This window comes from Thiocapsa sp., from assembly GCF_022340925.1.
GTDB lineage: Bacteria > Pseudomonadota > Gammaproteobacteria > Chromatiales > Chromatiaceae > Thiocapsa.
Genome location: NZ_JAJDNA010000114.1, coordinates 1 through 17,259 on the forward strand (window position 1 = coordinate 1; position 17,259 = coordinate 17,259).

At 65.0% G+C, this 17,259-nt stretch carries 22 protein-coding genes and 3 pseudogenes; 11 read left to right on the forward strand and 14 right to left on the reverse strand.

Features of this window, described 5'->3' with window-relative positions:
* Positions 1 to 188: pseudogene (locus tag LJE61_RS13665) on the forward strand (AraC family transcriptional regulator); the annotation flags it as partial.
* Positions 189 to 532: 344 nt separating this feature from the next.
* On the opposite strand, the gene LJE61_RS13670 reads toward LJE61_RS13665, so the two are convergent.
* The 4 genes and pseudogenes from LJE61_RS13670 to LJE61_RS13680 form a co-directional block, all read right to left on the reverse strand.
* Positions 533 to 700, reverse strand: a complete 168-nt coding sequence (locus LJE61_RS13670; RefSeq protein WP_296910063.1) for a PIN domain-containing protein — start codon at positions 698 to 700, stop codon at positions 533 to 535.
* Positions 701 to 707: 7 nt separating this feature from the next.
* A complete protein-coding gene (locus LJE61_RS13675; RefSeq protein ID WP_296910065.1) occupies positions 708 to 869 on the reverse strand; it encodes a hypothetical protein in 162 nt (53 codons plus the stop codon).
* Between the two features lie 18 nt (positions 870 to 887).
* A pseudogene (locus LJE61_RS15400) lies at positions 888 to 950 on the reverse strand (FitA-like ribbon-helix-helix domain-containing protein); the annotation flags it as partial.
* Between the two features lie 371 nt (positions 951 to 1,321).
* Complete coding sequence (locus LJE61_RS13680) at positions 1,322 to 1,582, reverse strand: hypothetical protein (RefSeq protein ID WP_296910067.1); 261 nt, start codon at positions 1,580 to 1,582, stop codon at positions 1,322 to 1,324.
* A 396-nt stretch (positions 1,583 to 1,978) separates the two neighbouring features.
* Here LJE61_RS13680 and LJE61_RS13685 point away from each other — a divergent pair, with 396 nt between their 5' ends.
* The 7 genes and pseudogenes from LJE61_RS13685 to LJE61_RS13715 all read left to right on the forward strand — a co-directional run bounded on the left by LJE61_RS13685 (position 1,979) and on the right by LJE61_RS13715 (position 5,159).
* The gene (locus LJE61_RS13685) at positions 1,979 to 2,314 is read left to right on the forward strand and encodes a hypothetical protein (RefSeq protein ID WP_296910069.1); all 336 of its coding nucleotides are present in this window, start codon (positions 1,979 to 1,981) and stop codon (positions 2,312 to 2,314) included.
* Between the two features lie 77 nt (positions 2,315 to 2,391).
* Positions 2,392 to 2,706 (forward strand): Aq_097 family APC-type transporter, encoded by a 315-nt coding sequence (locus LJE61_RS13690; RefSeq protein ID WP_519972630.1) that lies wholly within the window; start codon positions 2,392 to 2,394, stop codon positions 2,704 to 2,706.
* A 173-nt stretch (positions 2,707 to 2,879) separates the two neighbouring features.
* Positions 2,880 to 3,314 carry a thioredoxin TrxC gene (gene trxC / locus LJE61_RS13695; protein WP_296910072.1) on the forward strand — a complete coding sequence of 145 codons (435 nt, stop codon included), beginning with the start codon at positions 2,880 to 2,882 and terminating at the stop codon, positions 3,312 to 3,314.
* A gap of 122 nt (positions 3,315 to 3,436) precedes the next feature.
* Positions 3,437 to 3,583 (forward strand): annotated as a pseudogene (locus tag LJE61_RS13700) (Clp protease N-terminal domain-containing protein); the annotation flags it as partial.
* 68 nt (positions 3,584 to 3,651) lie between these two features.
* Positions 3,652 to 3,870: a hypothetical protein gene (locus LJE61_RS13705; RefSeq protein WP_296910108.1), complete on the forward strand. Its 219-nt coding sequence runs from the start codon at positions 3,652 to 3,654 to the stop codon at positions 3,868 to 3,870.
* A gap of 7 nt (positions 3,871 to 3,877) precedes the next feature.
* Complete coding sequence (locus tag LJE61_RS13710) at positions 3,878 to 4,834, forward strand: DnaJ C-terminal domain-containing protein (protein ID WP_296910073.1); 957 nt, start codon at positions 3,878 to 3,880, stop codon at positions 4,832 to 4,834.
* A gap of 4 nt (positions 4,835 to 4,838) precedes the next feature.
* Positions 4,839 to 5,159: a chaperone modulator CbpM gene (locus LJE61_RS13715; RefSeq protein WP_296910074.1), complete on the forward strand. Its 321-nt coding sequence runs from the start codon at positions 4,839 to 4,841 to the stop codon at positions 5,157 to 5,159.
* Positions 5,160 to 5,308: 149 nt separating this feature from the next.
* On the opposite strand, the gene truD is transcribed toward LJE61_RS13715, so the two are convergent.
* From truD to pyrG, 7 genes are all read right to left on the reverse strand, one after another.
* A complete protein-coding gene (gene truD, locus LJE61_RS13720; RefSeq protein WP_296918668.1) occupies positions 5,309 to 6,361 on the reverse strand; it encodes a tRNA pseudouridine(13) synthase TruD in 1,053 nt (350 codons plus the stop codon).
* A 1-nt stretch (position 6,362) separates the two neighbouring features.
* A complete protein-coding gene (ispF, locus tag LJE61_RS13725) occupies positions 6,363 to 6,836 on the reverse strand; it encodes a 2-C-methyl-D-erythritol 2,4-cyclodiphosphate synthase (protein WP_296910076.1) in 474 nt (157 codons plus the stop codon).
* Positions 6,837 to 6,937: 101 nt separating this feature from the next.
* Entirely contained in the window at positions 6,938 to 7,657 is a 720-nt protein-coding gene (gene ispD, locus LJE61_RS13730) for a 2-C-methyl-D-erythritol 4-phosphate cytidylyltransferase (RefSeq protein ID WP_296910078.1), read from the reverse strand.
* A complete protein-coding gene (gene ftsB, locus LJE61_RS13735; RefSeq protein WP_296910079.1) occupies positions 7,654 to 7,947 on the reverse strand; it encodes a cell division protein FtsB in 294 nt (97 codons plus the stop codon). The genes ispD and ftsB overlap by 4 nt, the downstream gene beginning before the upstream one ends.
* A 61-nt stretch (positions 7,948 to 8,008) precedes the next feature.
* Positions 8,009 to 9,286 carry a phosphopyruvate hydratase gene (gene eno / locus LJE61_RS13740; RefSeq protein WP_296910081.1) on the reverse strand — a complete coding sequence of 426 codons (1,278 nt, stop codon included), beginning with the start codon at positions 9,284 to 9,286 and terminating at the stop codon, positions 8,009 to 8,011.
* 181 nt (positions 9,287 to 9,467) lie between these two features.
* Positions 9,468 to 10,301, reverse strand: a complete 834-nt coding sequence (kdsA, locus tag LJE61_RS13745) for a 3-deoxy-8-phosphooctulonate synthase (RefSeq protein WP_296910104.1) — start codon at positions 10,299 to 10,301, stop codon at positions 9,468 to 9,470.
* Positions 10,301 to 11,944: a CTP synthase gene (gene pyrG, locus LJE61_RS13750; RefSeq protein ID WP_296910082.1), complete on the reverse strand. Its 1,644-nt coding sequence runs from the start codon at positions 11,942 to 11,944 to the stop codon at positions 10,301 to 10,303. The genes kdsA and pyrG overlap by 1 nt, the downstream gene beginning before the upstream one ends.
* A 298-nt stretch (positions 11,945 to 12,242) precedes the next feature.
* On the opposite strand from pyrG, the gene LJE61_RS13755 reads away from it, so the two are divergent.
* Positions 12,243 to 12,638 (forward strand): sulfur globule family protein, encoded by a 396-nt coding sequence (locus LJE61_RS13755; protein ID WP_296910083.1) that lies wholly within the window; start codon positions 12,243 to 12,245, stop codon positions 12,636 to 12,638.
* A gap of 245 nt (positions 12,639 to 12,883) precedes the next feature.
* On the forward strand, positions 12,884 to 13,645 hold the full coding sequence (gene fnr, locus LJE61_RS13760) for a fumarate/nitrate reduction transcriptional regulator Fnr (RefSeq protein WP_296918670.1): 762 nt from the start codon (positions 12,884 to 12,886) through the stop codon (positions 13,643 to 13,645).
* A 256-nt stretch (positions 13,646 to 13,901) separates the two neighbouring features.
* On the opposite strand, the gene dnaQ is transcribed toward fnr, so the two are convergent.
* From dnaQ to LJE61_RS13775, 3 genes are read right to left on the reverse strand one after another with little or no spacing between them, the layout of a single operon-like run.
* Positions 13,902 to 14,645, reverse strand: coding sequence for a DNA polymerase III subunit epsilon (gene dnaQ / locus LJE61_RS13765; RefSeq protein ID WP_296910085.1), 744 nt, complete (start codon positions 14,643 to 14,645; stop codon positions 13,902 to 13,904).
* A gap of 3 nt (positions 14,646 to 14,648) precedes the next feature.
* Positions 14,649 to 15,080: a ribonuclease HI gene (rnhA, locus tag LJE61_RS13770; protein WP_296910087.1), complete on the reverse strand. Its 432-nt coding sequence runs from the start codon at positions 15,078 to 15,080 to the stop codon at positions 14,649 to 14,651.
* Positions 15,073 to 15,837, reverse strand: a complete 765-nt coding sequence (locus LJE61_RS13775; RefSeq protein ID WP_296910088.1) for a class I SAM-dependent methyltransferase — start codon at positions 15,835 to 15,837, stop codon at positions 15,073 to 15,075. Before LJE61_RS13775 ends, rnhA begins: the two co-directional genes overlap by 8 nt.
* Positions 15,838 to 16,017: 180 nt before the next feature.
* Between LJE61_RS13775 and LJE61_RS13780 the strand changes: the two genes are divergently transcribed.
* A partial coding sequence (locus LJE61_RS13780) for a transglycosylase SLT domain-containing protein (protein WP_296918672.1) occupies positions 16,018 to 17,259 on the forward strand: 1,242 nt, incomplete at its 3' end.

A 17,259-nucleotide genomic window follows, 5' to 3' on the forward strand; every position in this document is an offset into this window, starting at 1 on the left:
CCCAGGTCAGTCCCGGAGCATTCGAGGCCGACGTCGCCGTCGTGTCGGTGGGGGAGATTGGACTGTTGCGGGCACGGATCGGAGTCTCCGCGGTTGGCGTTGGCCTGACGGAACTCGGCAGGTTCGCGGTCGAATACCGGCGCCTGTTTGGCGAATCTCCCTCCGCCACCATCAGCAGGTCGCCCTAATGATCGGCGCCTAATGGCTTGTGCATCGTCTCTCCAGCGATTTCTTGGTGGAGCTCGAATCCGACGCCCCGTCCGTGCCGATCAATCGCCCCCGAGGTGACGCCAGGGATCGATGGCCTGGACCCCGCAGCCCTCGACGTCGCCGATGTTGCGGGTGGCGATGGCGGCGCCATGGGCGCGGGCGATGGCGGCGATCTGTCAATCGAACTGGCTGATCGGGCGTCCCGCGGCTCTGCGCTCCGCGCCGATGCCGGCGTATTGCTTGGCGGCGGCGCTGTCAAAGGGCAGGATGCGGTCGCGGAATCCTCCCGCAGCATCCCATTCACGGCATCCGACAGCAGTCTTCAGCGCTTGCCCTTCGCCATGGTGGCGACGCCATAGAGCAGCCCCGCCTCGCTGATCGCGGTCAGATAGATGTCGGCGCCGTCCTGGCCGGCGAGCCATGCGTCCACCCTGGGCGCGGGCGCGGCGCGCAGGAGCTCCGAGACGACGTTGGTGTCGAGGATGACCACCGCCGTATTAATCCAGAACCGGCGGTTCGCGCATCGGCTCGCGGGGCGCAAGTTCGATATCCGCACCACCGAAGACGGCCGCCCGCGCACGGATCGCGGCCGCGAGGTTGGCGGGCGGGGCCGGTTCGCCCACGACCAGACGCAGGATTTCCCGCGCCTCCTCTTCCATCGAACGGCCATGCTCTGCCGCGCGGATGCGCAGGCGGCGCTTCAGTGTGTCGTCGAGATTGCGGATCGTGATGCTGGCCAGGGTGTCCCCCGTTGCTTCCGTGACAGGCTAGGGGTTGACTGCATTGCAATCAAGATCGGTCGACGGCGATAGCCGGGAGGATTCTGGGTTCCAGGCGGGGTTTGTTCGCAGCCACGTTCCAGCGTGGGAGTGTCGGCGCACCGCTTCATCGGGGCAATAGGCGTGGCGTCACAAGAGGCGGGGGGTGAAGAAGGAAAATTCGGGCGTACGACAGCCGTCCGCTGTCGCCGACTGCTCGGTCACCGGGAACCGGTGGGTGTCCCGGCGTAGTAATCCCCTGTTTTTCGCGACCGGCAGCTGAGCAGCGATCTCGCCGATCAGGTAGCGCTCGTCGACCGCAAAGTCGGTGGCATCCTTCGTCGTATAGCCGGCTAGGACACTGACATGCCCGGCCGGCCGCTGAATACAGGCGTCCAGTTGCCGGCCATGCCGTAGCGCATGGTGTCGGGCGCTGGAATTGCCGATGGATCGATTCCCAACAGCAGCGCTCCGATGTACAGGCCCTGCCAGTATCCGAAGTGATTCCCGATCTGCAGACCGGCGTAGGCCAGCGCTCCCCCAAAGAGCACCCAGCCCAAATCCGCCGGGCGTGCTTGAAACACCAGGCCCAGACCCAGCATCAACACCAACATGAAGAGCCAGTGCGCACCTTACACAGATCTGTGTCCAGTCAATCCGAGCCGGTACAGCGATAATCCTCGTCTTCAGGTTTCTCCCCGGCGCAATTGAGTCAGCCCTTGAGCCAGGCGCTGTCACTGGGGACGCCGCCCCCACGGGAACGACGCTCAGGCGCAAGGCCCCGTTTGCCTGCCTCTGGCCTATCTCGTGACCGACGGCTGGCTGCACAGCATCTCGGCGCGGGCGCGCGACCCGATTTTTGCCATATGCTGTTGTGGGGCCAGCGTCAGCTGCTTGCGTCCAATGGAGGATTCCTCGCAGGCGGTCGGCGTGAACAACAGGCAGGCAATGGCCCGGCAATCTCACAAAGTAAGATTCTCATCGATAACCGACCACGAGGTGGACCAATCATGAAGCACGCCCGACCCCAAGCCGTTCGTCTCGCCCTCACCGCCCTTGCGCTCACGGGCTGCGGCGGGGGAATCCTCGCTCCGGAGGGACCGCAATCGAACGCGTTCCTCAATCAGGTCTCCGCCAACTGCGGCAAGCTCACCATTGGAAACCAACCGATCGATTATCTGCTGGATGTGAATAGCAGCGACGCCTATTTCATCGACGAGCTCAGCAAGCTCTCGGCCGGCGAGGTCGACCAGGCGACGTTCGCCAGCGACATCAACAGCTTCTATCCCACAGGGGCGAATCAAACCAGCCTCGACTGCATCTTCGAGCAGTTGGATGGGGACTGAGATGTCACCATCGATACGTTGACTGCGCAACGAAAACAAGGGGTCTGTCGGCCACCCCGGACCTGTGCTCTGAGGCGATCCGCTCGCTGGCGCGCGCGTGGGATCTCGTGCTGATGCTGGCCTGCGTGATCTCCGTCTGTCTTTACCCGCACATCCTGTCGTCGTGCGTGCCCGGCGGTGCCGGCATGAATACCGCGCCGAACGAGCATCTCATGACGACTGGGGTTATCCTGGTCATCGCGACGATCGGCCTGACCAAGGGCCTCGGCGATCCCGGCATGTTGGAGCAACGGGCGCTTCCGATCACCTGTCTCATCATCGGCCTGCTGCTGCTCGGCTTTGCGCACTGCGACCGGGGCGCCGCGCAATCCCCCTTGGGCGACACAGCCTGATCTAGCTCGCCGGTATGGCATCCACGCTGCTGGTCGCAGGGATGATCATCGCCGTCGCGCTCGACTGCATCGCGGTCTTCGCCGTGGCCGCGAGCTGAAAATGCGAACAATAATGACGACCCTGGAGTCGGATATAGTTTTATTCTCCTGACAGGCAATGAAGAAGGTGAGCGATGGTCGATAACCTGAACCTCGTCTGCCCCTCCTGTGAGGCCGTTAACCGCGTTCCCGCCGCCAGGCTGAGCGACCGGCCGACCTGCGGCAAGTGCAAGCGGCCCTTGTTTGAGGGTCATCCGGTCGCCCTGAGCGACCACAACTTCGACCGCTATCTGACCCGCGGCGACCTGCCGCTGGTGGTCGACTTCTGGGCGCCTTGGTGTGGGCCGTGCAAGATGATGGCGCCGGCCTACGAGCAGGCCGCGGCCCGCATCGAGCCCCGCGCCCGCCTGGGCAAGGTGGACACGGAGCAGAACCCCATGCTCGCCCAGCGCTACGGCATCCGCAGCATCCCAACTCTGGTGATCTTCAGAGGGGGCAGGCAAATTGTCAGTCAGCCCGGCGCCATGGGCCTGCCGCAATTGCTGCAGTGGATCGAGACGTATCTCTGATGCGGCATCGCAGGATGCGCCGCTAGCTTGTTTCGGTCCGCACAGCGGACCCTGCGCGGCACGGCGTGCGCTGCGCGGTGTAGGGACCGCCGCACGGACCAAGAGTCTAGGAGCCTGGTGCCATGCGGATGGACGAACCGACAACGAGGTTTCAGCTCGCTCTGGCGGACGCCCAGAGCCTCGCCGCCAGGCGTGACCAGTGCATCGAGCCCGTGCATGTGCTCATGGCGCTCCTCGATCAGGACGGGGGTTCCGCCCGCCCGCTGCTCGCCGTCGACACAGGCGCCCTGATGCCGGGCCCAAATTCCGCAGTGAGCTCGAGGAGCAGCTCAGGGGCGTGCTCAACGAGCCGGCCAAGCAGGAGGGGCGGATCATCCTGTTCATCGAGGAGCTGCAGACCATGATCGGCGCGCCCCCCGGCTGTGTCGGCCAGGACGAGGGCAGCTCTCTGACCGAGGCGGTGCGCCGCCAGCCGGAGATGCGGGTTTCGGGGCACCGCCGGCTCGAGCCGGGCCGCGCCGCCTTCACACAGATCCACGACAAGTCTTCCGGGTGATCACTGGATGGAATTCAAGGACTACTACAAGACCATGGGCGTGGCGCGCGACGCTACCCAGGACGAGATCAAGCGTGCCTACCGCAAGCTCGCCCGCAAATATCACCCGGACGTCAGCAAGGAGGCCGACGCCGAGGAACGCTTCAAGGAGGTCGGAGAGGCCTATGAGGTCCTCAAGGACCCGGAGAAGCGCCTGGCCTATGATCAGCTCGGGGCCAACTGGAGGGCCGGGCAGGAGTTTCGCCCACCGCCCGACTGGGACGCCGGGTTCGAGTTCAGCGGCGGCGGCTACACCGATGCCGACGCTGCCGACCACAGCGCATTCTTTGAGGAGCTCTTCGGGCGTGGCGGTTACACCCGCGCGCGCGGTGGGGAACGCCGGCGGACCTTCCGCATGCGCGGTGAGGACCACCATGCCAAGGTGCTGATCGACCTCGTGGACAGCTTCAGCGGCGCGACCCGCAGCATCACCTTGCGAATGCCCGAGCTGACCGAGGATGGGCATGTGGTCGCCAGTGAACGGTCGCTCAACGTGCGCATTCCAAAGGGTATTCGCCCCGGCCAGCAGATCCGCCTGGTCGGCCAGGGCGGCCCGGGCATCGGGGGCGGCGAGTCGGGCGACCTCTATCTCGAGGTCGAGTTTCGCGACCACCCATACTTTCGTGTCGATGGCGCCGACCTCTACCTGAATCTGCCAGTCGCCCCCTGGGAAGCGGCCCTGGGTGCATCGATCAAGGCCCCGACACCCTCCGGTGTCGTCGACCTCAAGATCCCAGCCAACTCCAACCAGGGACGCAGGCTGCGTCTCAAGGAGCGCGGGCTGCCGGGGAAGAAGCCGGGTGATCTCTATGTGGTACTGCAGGTGACCCTGCCCCCCGCCGACAGCGAGGCGGCGAAGCGCCTCTACCAACAGATGAAAGACCAGCTCGGGTTCAACCCGCGCGCGCACCTGGGGGTGTCCTGAACCCATGGCAAAGACCGAGCTCAAACTCGTGCTGACCGGCGAGCTCCTCGACGAGGACAGCGAGATCACCCTCCTCGAGCTCTGCCGCACATGTGACGTCAAGGCCGAGACCATCGAGGCCCTCGTCGAGCAGGGCATCCTCGAGCCCTCGGACAGACCCGGGGCCCTCTGGCGTTTCCGCGCCGACAGCATCAAGCGCACGCGGATCGTACTGCGCCTGCAGCGCGACCTCGGAGTCAACCTCGCCGGCGCCGCGCTCGCCCTCGAACTGCTCGAACGCATCGAGGAGCTCAGTGCGCGTTTGCGACAGGTCCGTTCGCTCTGAGTAACGGATGGATGTCGAGGGCAGGGCGCCGGGCGTTGGGGGTATCGGCAGGGAGCCTGGAGGGCAGCGGCGAGAGATCGGCCGTGACGCAGATCGACGACGGCACCGAGGGGCCGATTCCGTTGCAACGGGGCGACCTCGATCCCGTGTTACGCCGGCCAGGCCTCGCTTACGTCGACAACCTCACGCAGCGCCGCCGTCGCGTAAGATCCGGCGGGAAGCGAGAAGGTGAGGAGCAGGCCATCGGCCACCCAGTCGGCAGTCAGGGCGGTAACCGGTACCCGCAGGGGGCGCCGCTCTTGGGCGAGACCAAAGGCGCCGAGCCCGTCGCACCAGGTCGGGAAGCGCTCGGCGATCCCCTCCTCGAGCCTGCGGACAGCCGCGCGGGTGGGCGGCTCACCCCTGCCCCACAAGGGACCCGTCGGGTGGGTGTCCATGCCGTCGCAACGCTCGCGCAACCGCGCGTCGATCGTCTCGGCCACGAAATAGGAATGGGAGCCGGCGAGCTGCAGACAGTCCCCGTCTAGGGGCTGGTCCCAATCGGCGCCACGCACCCGTTCGGCAAGGACCTCGTTGAAGAGTTGTGACCGCGCGGCGGAGAGCCAAAGACCGGACTGATGACGCGGGACCCGCGCGGCCTTGCCCTCGAAGAGGGCGTGGGCGCGTACTAGATTGGACTGCTCCTGCCCGAAGCGTTGCTCCCCAAAATAGTTGGGGATCCCGTGCGCCCGGATGCTCGCGAGGCGCTGCTCGAGGCCGGGCCTGGCGGGCGCAGTGGCGCGCACCAGGATCTCGAAGCGGTTCCCGCGCAGGGCGCCGCGCCGCAGCTTCCGTCGATGTGAGTGGCCTTCCAGGACGTCGATGCCCTCCTCCCGAAGGCCGGACCAATCGGGTATCCCGCCGCGCGGACGTGGGATGGAGAACCACTGGGTGGTCACCGCATGACGGTCCTTCAGCCCCGCGTAGCCGACCGCAGCGATCGGCGCGCCGGCGAGACGAGCGAGACGACGGGCGACCCACTGGGTGTTGGCGTCGGTCTTGCGGACGTGCAACAGCAGGTGGTCGCCCTCCCCGTCCGGGTCGAAACCGAGGTGCTCGTCGACCAGGAAATCCTCGGGGCGAACCCGCAGTCGACCTTTGAAAAGCGGAGCACCGTGCGCCCTTGGGAGTGCTCCGACCGGCGTCCAACTCGGCAGCGTCACCCTACGCGTCCGTCAGCAGCACGACCGCGGAGGCCGCGATGCCCTCGCCGCGCCCTGTGAACCCCATCTGCTCGGTGGTCGTCGCCTTGACGTTGACACGTGAGGGGTCGCAGGCCATGTCGGACGCGAGACGGGCACACATCTCGGGGATATGCGCCGCCAGCTTGGGGCGCTGGGCGATGATGGTGAGATCGGCATTATGGACCGCGAGTCCGCGCTCGCCCAGGCTGGCGATCACGCGCCGCAGCAGAATGCGGCTGTCGATGTCCGCATAGGCGGCGTCGCTGTCGGGGAAGTGTCGACCGATATCACCAAGGCCGGCCGCGCCGAGCAGGGCGTCGCACAGTGCATGGATGACGACGTCCCCGTCCGAATGGGCGAGTAGACCTTGATCGTACGGAATCTCCACACCCCCGAGAACCAGACGGCGCGCGTGGGCGAAACGATGGGCATCGAAACCCTGACCGATAAGCATGCCTTTCTCACACCCCCACCGAAACCGCCCCTGAGTGACAAGCGCCGGTTCAGGCGGCTTTTCGGCCTGGCCCGGGCCGTTATCTTCGGCGGCGAAGCGGTTTAGCCGGATGAGCCCACGCGCCCTTGTTGTTGCAGGTAAAAACGGGCGAGTGGCAGATCCTCTGCGCGCGTGATCTTGATGTTGTCGGCATGACCCTCGACCAAACGCGGCGCCTGGCCGAAACGCTCCATGGCCGAGGCATCGTCGGTGACCAGATCGTTGGCCGCCAAGGCATCCCGCAAGGCGGCAGCCAGTTGACCGAGCCGAAACATCTGGGGCGTGAAGGCATGCCAGAGCGAGGCGCGATCGACCGTCTCACCGATCCGGTCCGAGGCCTCGGCCCGCTTCATGGTGTCACGCACCGGAATGCCGAGCAGGCCGCCGATCGGATCATCGAGCAGGATCTCGATCAAACGATCGAGGTCGCCGGGACGCAGACAAGGACGCGCGGCGTCGTGGACCAGCACCCAATCCTCTGGACGCGCGTGCGCACCCAGTATCTCGAGCGCATTCAGGACGGAATGACAACGCTCGGCACCCCCGTGCGCGCGAATCACCTTGGAATGGCCGGCGTACGCGGTCAATGGCCAATAATGATCCTCACGGTCCAGAGCGACCACGACCCCCTGAATACGTGTATCGGCAACGAACAGGTCCAGGGCATGGTCGATCACCGCGCGGCCGGCGAGATCCAGATACTGCTTCGGTGTCGGGCTGCCCATTCTTCGCCCGATCCCCGCGGCCGGAAGGACCGCCCATAATACGGGCCCGGATGTCATGGCTGTGCGGCCGGGGGGTTGCGCTCGATGACCTGGATGAAGATCTCGCCCTGCTTGATCATGCCCAGGTCGCGCCGCGCGCGCTCCTCCAGGGCCTCAACGCCTTGGCGCAGGTCCACGACCTCCGCCTGAAGCTCCTGGTTTCGCGCCCGCAGACCGACTAGCTCTTCCTCTTGGGCACGGATCTCCTGTCTGAGCCCGTGGACCTCGGCGAGGCTGCCCTGGCCGACCCAGAGCCGGAACTGGAGGGCCACCAGCAGGAGAGCGAGAACGGCAATCAACCAGCGCATTGCAGAACCTGTCAGAACCGAGAACGGGGATCGGGCCTGCCCGATGCCGAGCAATCGGATATCAAAGCCATTTGAAAGCGGCGCGACCCGCATAGACGGCTTCGTCGCCCAGCTGATCCTCGATCCGCATCAGCTGATTGTACTTGGCGACCCGATCCGAGCGCGACAGCGAGCCCGTCTTGATCTGACCCGTTCCGGCAGCGACCACCAGATCCGCAATGGTGGTGTCCTCCGTCTCACCGGATCGGTGCGAAACCACGGCCGTGTAGCCAGCCTCGTGTGCCATCGTGATCGCCGCCAAGGTCTCGGTCAGGGTACCGATCTGGTTGACCTTGATGAGGATGGAATTGGCAATGCCGCGATCGATCCCTTCCCGGAGAATGCGGGTATTGGTCACGAAGAGGTCATCGCCGACGATCTGAACCTTGCCCCCGAGACGCTCGGTCTGGCGCTTCCAGCCGTCCCAGTCACCCTCCGCCAATCCGTCCTCGATAGAAAGGATCGGGTACTTCCCGACCCAATCGAGCAAGAGATCGGTCATTCCGTCGGAGTCGAGTCTGCGCCCCTCACCCTTGAGGTGATAGATCCCGTCTTCGTAAAACTCCGAGGCGGCCACATCCATGCCGAGGTAGATGTCCGAGCCGGCCTTGAACCCCGCCTTGTCGATCGCCTCCAGGATGGCCTCGACGGCGGCCTCGTTGGACGGCAGATCGGGAGCGAAACCGCCCTCGTCGCCGACCCCGGTGGACAGGCCACGACCGCGCAAGACGGACTTCAGCGCATGGAAGACCTCGGCACCATAACGGACCGCCTCGCGAATGCTGGGCGCCCCGACCGGGAGGATCATGAACTCCTGGAAATCCACACTGTTGTCCGCGTGCTCGCCTCCGTTGAGGATGTTCATCATGGGCACGGGCATGCGGTACGGACCGCTCGAAAGGGACAGGAACAAGGGCAGTGCCTTTTCCTGGGCGGCGGCATGAGCGGCCGCGAGCGAGACACCGAGCAGCGCGTTGGCGCCGAGCCTGGACTTGTTCTCCGTGCCGTCGAGCTCGATCATGCAGCGGTCGAGCGCCTCCTGATCGCCGACGTCCAGCCCGACAAGCGCGTCACGCAGCTCCCCTTGGACGTTCCCGACGGCAGTCAGCACCCCCTTTCCACCGTACCGCGAGGGATCGCCATCGCGCAGCTCCAAGGCCTCGCGTGACCCGGTCGAGGCGCCGGATGGCACGATGAAACGGCCGATCGCACCATCGGCCGTGATCACATCGGCCTCGACAGTGGGGTTTCCGCGAGAGTCCAGGACCTCGCGGGCGCGGACGTCGACGATCTCGGACATGACATGGTTCTCCCAAAGGTTCGCGTGTCGATTCCTGAACAGAGCCGCCTTCGATGCATCGAGTCCCAGCGGATCCCCTCGAAACGATCGACTCGACGGGGTGCGACACCAGATCCAGCGATCACTTCGTGATCATCGGGGGCCGGGCCTCGCCCGCGGCCGTCCCTGCCACCGCCGTCGGTCAGGCCGCCTGCTCGTCAAAACCCGCTGACTTAACCAACCGGTCGATCTGGATCAAGGTCTCGAGGAGCGCGCGCACCTGCCCGAGCGGCCAGGCATTGGGACCATCGCTCAGGGCCTGATCCGGGCGCGGATGGGTCTCCGCGAAGATGCCGGCGATCCCGACGGCGACGGCCGCCCGGGCCAAAACGGGCACGAACTCGCGCTGACCACCCGAACGATCACCCTGCCCGCCGGGCAGTTGCACGGAGTGGGTCGCATCGAACAAGACCGGGCAGCCGGTCTCACGCATCACCACGAGTGAACGCATGTCCGAGACCAGGTTGTTGTAACCGAATGAGACCCCGCGCTCGCACACCATGATCTGCTCGTTGCCGGCGGAACGCGCCTTCTCGACCACATGGCGCATGTCCCAAGGCGCCAAGAACTGCCCTTTCTTGATGTTGACCGGCTTGCCCTGACGGGCGACGGCGTGGATGAAATTGGTCTGTCGACAGAGGAAGGCCGGCGTCTGAAGGACGTCCACCACGGCCGCGACCTCGGCCAGCGGCGTATCCTCGTGGACATCCGTCAGCACTGGCACGCCAATCCGCTTCCGAACCGCCTCGAGGATCGTCAAACCTTGCTCGACGCCGGGGCCCCGAAAGCTGCGGGCAGAGGAGCGGTTGGCCTTGTCGAAGGACGACTTGTAGATGAAGTGCATCCCGAGCTCGGCGGTGATCTCCTTGAGCGCACCGGCGGTGTCCTCCGCCAACCCTGGGCTCTCGATGACACAGGGCCCAGCGATCAGGAACAGCGGCCGGTCCAACCCGACCTCGAAATGGGCCAGCTGCATCACGCGGCGGCTTCCCGCGACAGCGCCTGTCTGGCCAGGGCGGCGCGCACGAAGCCGCAGAACAGCGGGTGACCGTCGCGCGGGGTCGAGGTGAACTCGGGATGAAACTGGCAGGCGATGAACCAGGGATGATCCGGGATCTCGATGATCTCGACGAGGCGGTTATCCAGTGACCACCCCGCGAACCGCATCCCGGCATCCTTCATGACGTTGAGATAGCGGTTGTTGAACTCGTAGCGATGGCGATGACGCTCGCGGATCTGGGCCTTGCCGTAGACGGCCCGCGCCAGGCTGCCCGGCTCAAGACGGCAATTCTGACCGCCGAGCCGCATCGAGCCGCCCAGGTCGCAGCCCTCGGCACGCGTCTCGACATGACCGCGCTCATCGCGCCATTCGGTGATCAATGCGATCACGGGATGCGGCGACTGGCGGTCGAACTCCGTGCTGTGCGCACCATCCAGGCCCGCGATGTGGCGAGCGTATTCGATGACGGCGACCTGCATGCCGAGGCAGATCCCGAGATAGGGGATACGCTGCTCGCGCGCGAGCTGAGCAGCCCGGATCTTGCCCTCGATCCCGCGTTCGCCGAACCCACCCGGGACCAGGATCGCATCGAGCGCCTCGAGGCAGCCCGTGCCCTGTTTCTCAATCTCCTCGGAATCCAGGTAGACGATCTCGACCTTGGTCCGGGTGTGCACACCCGCATGCGCGAGGGCCTCGGACAGCGACTTATAGGCCTCCGTCAGGTGCATGTACTTGCCGACCATGCCGACTCGGACCACCTGCTCGGGATGATCGAACCCGTCCAACACGCGTTCCCATTCCCGAAGATCGGCCTCGCCGACATCGAGATGAAACTGTCTGACCACGAGCTCGTCGAGCCGCTGGGCATGCAGAAGGCTGGGGATCCGATAGATGTTGTCGGCATCGACCGCAGAGATCACCGCATCTTCGGGGACGTTTGTGAACAGGGCGATCTTGCGCCGCTCGTCGTCGGGCAGATGCTGCTCGGCTCGGCACAGCAGAACGTCGGGCTGGATACCGATCGAGCGAAGCTCCTTGACCGAGTGCTGCGTGGGCTTGGTCTTGATCTCGCCGGCCGTGCGGATGTAAGGGACCAGGGTAAGATGCATGAAGAGGGCGTTTTCCCGCCCCTCTTCGACGCGCATCTGACGGATCGCTTCCAGAAACGGGAGAGACTCGATGTCGCCCACCGTCCCGCCGATCTCCACCATGGCCACATCCGCACCTTCGGCCCCGAGACGGATACTCTGCTTGATCTCGTCCGTGATGTGCGGGATCACCTGGACCGTTCTTCCGAGGTAGTCGCCACGGCGCTCCTTGCGGATGACGCTCTCGTAGATCTGACCCGTCGTGAAATTGTTGTTGCGGCCCATGGGGGTTCGCAGGAACCGCTCATAGTGCCCCAGGTCGAGGTCCGTCTCGGCACCGTCGTCGGTGACATAGACTTCGCCGTGCTGAAAGGGACTCATGGTGCCCGGGTCCACATTGATGTAGGGATCCAGCTTGATCATGGTCACCCGCAGACCGCGCGCCTCCAGCAGCGCCCCGAGCGAGGCCGACGCGATGCCTTTACCCAACGACGAGACGACACCGCCAGTGATGAAGATGAACTTGGTCATAGGGTTGAGCAGGCAGTCATGGGCAGCGGCCCGGATCCCCCGACACGCTACCAAAATCCCGGCAACTGCTCAACGCGGGCGCCGCTTGAGCAGCCGTCCCGCGCGCCTTGCCGGGACACGTCGCGGGCGCGGCGAGCGGCCGGAACGGCCTTCACAAACGAGGACGGGCCGCGTATATTCCGAGACGTTTCGCACAGACGAAACACGTCTGCGGCGCCTCGGGCCCTGATTCGGCGCCGCTACATCGAATCCGAATCGATGTCGAACGAAGACGAGTGAAAACACAGGAGCGTCAAAGATGCGTCAGTTTGCAAAAGTGATGGGCGTCGCCGCGATCGCGGGCGCCGCAGCCTTCTCCATGAGCTCCGCCCAGGCGTGGTGGGGTGGTCCGGGCTGGGGTGGTCCTGGCTATGGCTCCGGCCTCGGCGATCTGTTCGGCGACATGCTGGGCGACGGTTACGGTGACTTCAACATGAACATGAGCGGCGGTGGCCGCGGCTATGGACGCGGGCGCGGCTACGGTTACGGCCGCGGCTACGGTTACGGCTACCCCTACGGCGGATACGGATATCCGGGATGGGGCTACGGCGCGCCCTACTATGGTGGCATGCCCTACTACGGTGGTGTGCCCTATGCCGCTCCGTATGCGGCCCCTGCCGCCCCCGCTGCCCCTGCGACGGGCGAGTCCAAATAAGCCGGCGGTCGCGCGTTCACTGCGCGAAGACTCCGGCCGCGCCCTTTCGGGCGCGGTTTTTTTTGCTTCGAAACCGAGGACGCCGCGTGGCGGGCAGACGGCTGCACGGTCTCTCCCGGCCTATCGACGCCAAACCCTCCGGCACTTGCAATCCGACGGCGACCCGGTTACAAAAAGATGATGTTCGCTTGATGCAGGTCAAGCGACGGTTCAAATCCAGCCTATCGATTACGAGGGGCGATGCCGTGAGTCAGCGCAAAGTGATCTCGCTCGAGACGATTCGTGTCGCCTGCAGGAATTGCTCCCTTTCCTCCCTATGCCTCCCGATGGGGCTGACCGCCGAGGACGTCGAGCGACTGGACGGTATCGTCAAGCGGACACGTCCTCTGCACCGGGGCGATTTCCTGTTCCGCGACGGCGATCGCTTCCGCTCCCTGTATGTCGTCAAGACCGGATCGGTCAAGACGTTCGCGCCCAGTCCCGAAGGGGGCGAGCAGGTTCTGGGATTTCACCTCCCCGGCGAGATCATCGGTCTTGATGCGATTGACAAGGACGCCCACGCCTGCTCGGCGAAGGTCCTTGAGACCTCTGCCATCTGCGAGATCCCTTTCTCCCGTCTCGAGGAGCTCACGGCGACGATCCCCAGCCTGCAGCACCAGATGTACCGGCTGTTGAGCAAAGAGATCGGGCACGATACCGACATGCTGCTCCTCCTCGGCAAAAAAAATGCCGAGGAGAGGCTGGCCGCGTTCCTCCTCAGCTTGTCCAGGCGTCTGCAGAAACGCGGGCTGTCGGCAACCGATTTCTATCTCAGCATGTCTCGCCACGAGATCGGGAACTACCTGGGGCTCGCCGTCGAGACCGTCAGCCGTCTTTTCACCCGATTCCAGGACGACGGACTGATGCGGGTCGACCGCAAGCACATCCAGCTCCTGGATGTACACGCCCTCCAGTCCCTGGTGGGCGGCGCCGGCCAAAACCGCCGTCAGCATCAGCAGCAGACCTGAAAGGCCCGGCCGTTTTCGACGGCGCGAGCCTTTCAGAACGGAACGCCCCGAGAGACGCGCCTCCTAGGAGCCTGTCGGACTGAGGGGGATCGAAGCGAGGGAGTGGGAGAGCGAGGCCATTGCGTTCCGGTTGTGAGGCGCATAGTGGGGGCTATGTAGCGAAAAAGCGGGGTGACATGGACCGTTCTCCCGCTTCCGTAGCCGATTCATCCTAAGTCCGACAGGCTCCTAGAGCCCATCGGGCTGGAACACCTGCTCACTCGGCCTCCAAGCCGTTCCGGACCATCATTCGCAGCCACACACAGCCTTCCGGGCTGGCCTCCTGAATCGCACGAAGCCGTTCGGCATGTGCGGCGAGCGCCTGGGGTTCGGCGCGAACGATCGGCAAGGGTGGGCGATTCGGGTCGATCCGACCGCGATGACGGCGTTCGGCGCCCTGCGCCGGATCCGCGGATGGCTCACCCCCGAGACAGAAGGCCACTTGGCCCCCGGTCATTGCCAGATAGACATCCGCAAGGATCTCGGCGTCGAGCAAAGCGCCGTGCAGATCACGATGCCGGTTGTCGACGGCGTAACGCTTGCACAGCGCGTCCAGGCTGTTGCGCTGGCCGGGGTGGAGACGGCGCGCCATCGCCAGGGTATCGGTGACCTCGCACAGATCGCTGACCCGGGGCGCCCCATCCCTCCATCGGGAGAGCTCGTAATCGAGAAAGCCGACGTCGAAGGCAGCGTTGTGGATGATGAGCTCCGCCCCCTCGAGATACCGCAGTAGGACCTCTGCCACCTCCGCGAAGCGTGGCTTGTCGGCGAGAAAGGCGGTGGTGATCCCATGGACATCCACCGCGCCTGCGTCGATCTCCCGATCCGGCTGGATATAGCGGTGGAAGTTGTTTCCGGTGAGCCGCCGGTCGATCAGCTCGACACAACCGATCTCGATGATTCGATGTCCATCCTGGGGGTCGAGACCGGTGGTCTCGGTATCGAGCACAATCTGCCGCATGGTTTAGGTCCTGATGCCGCGATTCGCCAGCTGGTCGGCACGCTCGTTCTCGCGGTGCCCCGCGTGACCCTTGACCCAGCGCCATCGCACCTGATGCGCTCCGAGCGCGGCGTCGAGACGCTCCCACAGGTCGCGATTCTTGACGGGCTTGCGCTCGGCGGTGCGCCAGCCATTGCGCTTCCAGCGCGGCATCCACTCCTCGACCCCGCGTTTGACGTATTGGGAATCGGTCACGATGTCCACGCAGACCGTGCGCTTCAACGACTCGAGTGCCACGATCACCGCCATGAGCTCCATGCGGTTGTTGGTGGTATCGAGCTCGCCTCCGCAGATCTCCTTCTCGACCTCACCCCAACGCAACAAGACACCCCATCCTCCGGGCCCTGGATTCCCTTTGCATGCCCCGTCGGTGAAGGCCTGCACACACTCAGGCATGTCCCGTCTCCCGCGTCGTGGGCTCCACCGCACCGCCGGGCATGAGGGCGCGCCGACGAAGCCAGGAGGGTCGCAGCGGCGTCAGAGTCGCCACTCGCTTGACACCCCGAATCAGATAGACGCCGCCAAGAATGGGCCAGAGACGGCGTCCCAGCGTATCGAACGAGGCACAGCTTGGCCCAAAGGCACGGCGGAACGGCGGCCTGAACACGATGTGCTCACGCGACTCGATAACGAACCCCAGCACGGACAACCAATCCCCAACCTGGTACGCGGTGCGAAAGCGGCCACACCAGGGCACCTGACTGCCGGAACCCCGCATCAGAGACCAGAGTCCCCAAGCACTGAGGGCATTGAAGCCGAGGACGATCACCCTCCCTTCCGGGATCAGGGCCCGCTCAACCTCGCGGAGCACGGCTCGCGGATCAGGCGAGAAATCCAGGGTGTGGGGCAGCAGGATGGCATCGATCGAGTCTGCGGCCAAGGGCAGCTGGCTCGGCAGAGCGACGATCTCCGCCCCGCCGTTACCGGAAGGTCGCTCGCAGGGCATGCAAATCCGCCGCCGGATCCGGCTCGCAGCCATGGCATCGCAAAAGCAATCGGCAGCGCCGACTTGGACCAGATAGTAGCCAAAGGTGTCGCTCAGCAGGCGCTGAACACAAGCGCCCTCGAGGGCTGCCACTTCTCTGCCAAGCGGCGACCCGTACCACTCTTGAAGCCCTCTCAGGGGCGATCCCGGACCCTTGAAAACCGTCATGGCAATGCCTCGCGAAGACCCGCATGGTAACCGTGATCGCGCCGACTGTCCTCTGAGCCGCCGCCCGAACTCGCGCGTCACGACTCTGGCATTGGCGGCCGGCTTTCGGTATCATGTTGGTAAAGTTCCTAGAAAATTCTACTAAACAAATAGTTACTAGGAATTATTGGGGGGAAGTCTATGCCTTTTGCTGCGCGTCTCGCACGCGCCCTCTATGCGGTCGGCACTTTGACCCTGCTCCTGAGTGGATGCGCCACGAACAGCCAGGTCCGCGATGCGGAAAGCGGTTACGCGGGCATCGTGTCGGCCCGCGAGTATGGCTACGTGAGGCCGGCATGGGACGTGGTCGTGATGGAGCGGGGAGCCGGTGGTCGGACGGCACAAGCGGGTCGAACGGATGCGCGCGGCGATCTCTGGAATCGGGTGCGGGCCGGGATGAAGCTGGAGCACTACGCCGATTCCCGAATCGACAGCACCCTCGAGCGCTTCAGGCGCGACCCTCAATATCTGTCCAGGATGTCGCAGCAAGCGACACCCTACCTGCACGTCATCGTCTCCGAGATCGAACGGCGCGGCCTCCCGATGGAGCTGGCTCTGCTGCCCTACGTCGAGAGCCGCTTCAACCCCGCAGCCACGTCACCCAAGGCGGCCGCAGGGATTTGGCAGTTCATGCCCTATACCGGGCGCGCAATGGGCCTGCGCCAGGACGCCTTCTATGACGGTCGTCGCGATCTTCTGGCATCGACCAGCGCCGCGCTGAGCTACCTGGAGCAGCTGAATCGGCGCTTCGACGGCGACTGGGCCTTGGCCATGGCCGCTTACAACTGCGGCCATGGCCGGGTTGCCGCCGCCCAGGCGGCCAACCGTCGCAGCGGCCGGCCCACGGATTTCTGGACGCTGAACCTTCCCAACGAGACCAGGCAGTACGTCCCGAAGATCCTGGCGACGGCGCGTCTCGTCGCGGAGCCGAGGAAATACGGTCTCACGCTGCCCCCGGTACCCGATCACCCCCAGCTGGAGGTCGTCCGGGCAACAGGACCGATCGAGCTCAGGCGCCTGGCCATGGCCGGCGGTATCCAACTCGCCGAGCTGCAGCGACTGAATCCCGCACTCAAACTTGGCCGGACCGCGCCCCATGGACCCAACCAAGTCCTGGTTCCTGCCGGGTCCGGTCAGCGGATTGGGAAAAAGATCGACAAATTCCAGATCATGCCCGCCATGGCATCCCTGGCCCCAATGCAGGCGACGGCCCTGTCTCGGTCGGGTAAGACGAGCAGCCAAGAGACTCGCCTCCATGTGGTGAAAGGAGGCGAGAGCCTGACCTCTATCGCCCGTGCCCACGGGGTGCAATCGCTGGCGCTTGCGGACTGGAACGGGATCTCCGCTCGGGAGACACTGCTCCCGGGTCAGACCTTGCAGATC

Excerpts from the sequence above, each read along its gene's own strand:
- ispD (WP_296910078.1), bottom strand. The coding sequence starts at position 7,657 with ATGACATCCGGGCCCGTATTATGGGCGGTCCTTCCGGCCGCGGGGATC.
- dnaQ (WP_296910085.1), bottom strand. The coding sequence starts at position 14,645 with ATGCGGCAGATTGTGCTCGATACCGAGACCACCGGTCTCGACCCCCAG.
- kdsA (WP_296910104.1), bottom strand. The coding sequence starts at position 10,301 with ATGCAGCTGGCCCATTTCGAGGTCGGGTTGGACCGGCCGCTGTTCCTG.
- LJE61_RS13675 (WP_296910065.1), bottom strand. The coding sequence starts at position 869 with ATGGAAGAGGAGGCGCGGGAAATCCTGCGTCTGGTCGTGGGCGAACCG.
- rnhA (WP_296910087.1), bottom strand. The coding sequence starts at position 15,080 with ATGCCTGAGTGTGTGCAGGCCTTCACCGACGGGGCATGCAAAGGGAAT.
- ftsB (WP_296910079.1), bottom strand. The coding sequence starts at position 7,947 with ATGCGCTGGTTGATTGCCGTTCTCGCTCTCCTGCTGGTGGCCCTCCAG.
- pyrG (WP_296910082.1), bottom strand. The coding sequence starts at position 11,944 with ATGACCAAGTTCATCTTCATCACTGGCGGTGTCGTCTCGTCGTTGGGT.
- trxC (WP_296910072.1), top strand. The coding sequence starts at position 2,880 with ATGGTCGATAACCTGAACCTCGTCTGCCCCTCCTGTGAGGCCGTTAAC.
- LJE61_RS13755 (WP_296910083.1), top strand. The coding sequence starts at position 12,243 with ATGCGTCAGTTTGCAAAAGTGATGGGCGTCGCCGCGATCGCGGGCGCC.
- eno (WP_296910081.1), bottom strand. The coding sequence starts at position 9,286 with ATGTCCGAGATCGTCGACGTCCGCGCCCGCGAGGTCCTGGACTCTCGC.
- LJE61_RS13715 (WP_296910074.1), top strand. The coding sequence starts at position 4,839 with ATGGCAAAGACCGAGCTCAAACTCGTGCTGACCGGCGAGCTCCTCGAC.
- LJE61_RS13685 (WP_296910069.1), top strand. The coding sequence starts at position 1,979 with ATGAAGCACGCCCGACCCCAAGCCGTTCGTCTCGCCCTCACCGCCCTT.
- ispF (WP_296910076.1), bottom strand. The coding sequence starts at position 6,836 with ATGCTTATCGGTCAGGGTTTCGATGCCCATCGTTTCGCCCACGCGCGC.
- LJE61_RS13775 (WP_296910088.1), bottom strand. The coding sequence starts at position 15,837 with ATGACGGTTTTCAAGGGTCCGGGATCGCCCCTGAGAGGGCTTCAAGAG.
- LJE61_RS13710 (WP_296910073.1), top strand. The coding sequence starts at position 3,878 with ATGGAATTCAAGGACTACTACAAGACCATGGGCGTGGCGCGCGACGCT.
- LJE61_RS13680 (WP_296910067.1), bottom strand. The coding sequence starts at position 1,582 with ATGTTGGTGTTGATGCTGGGTCTGGGCCTGGTGTTTCAAGCACGCCCG.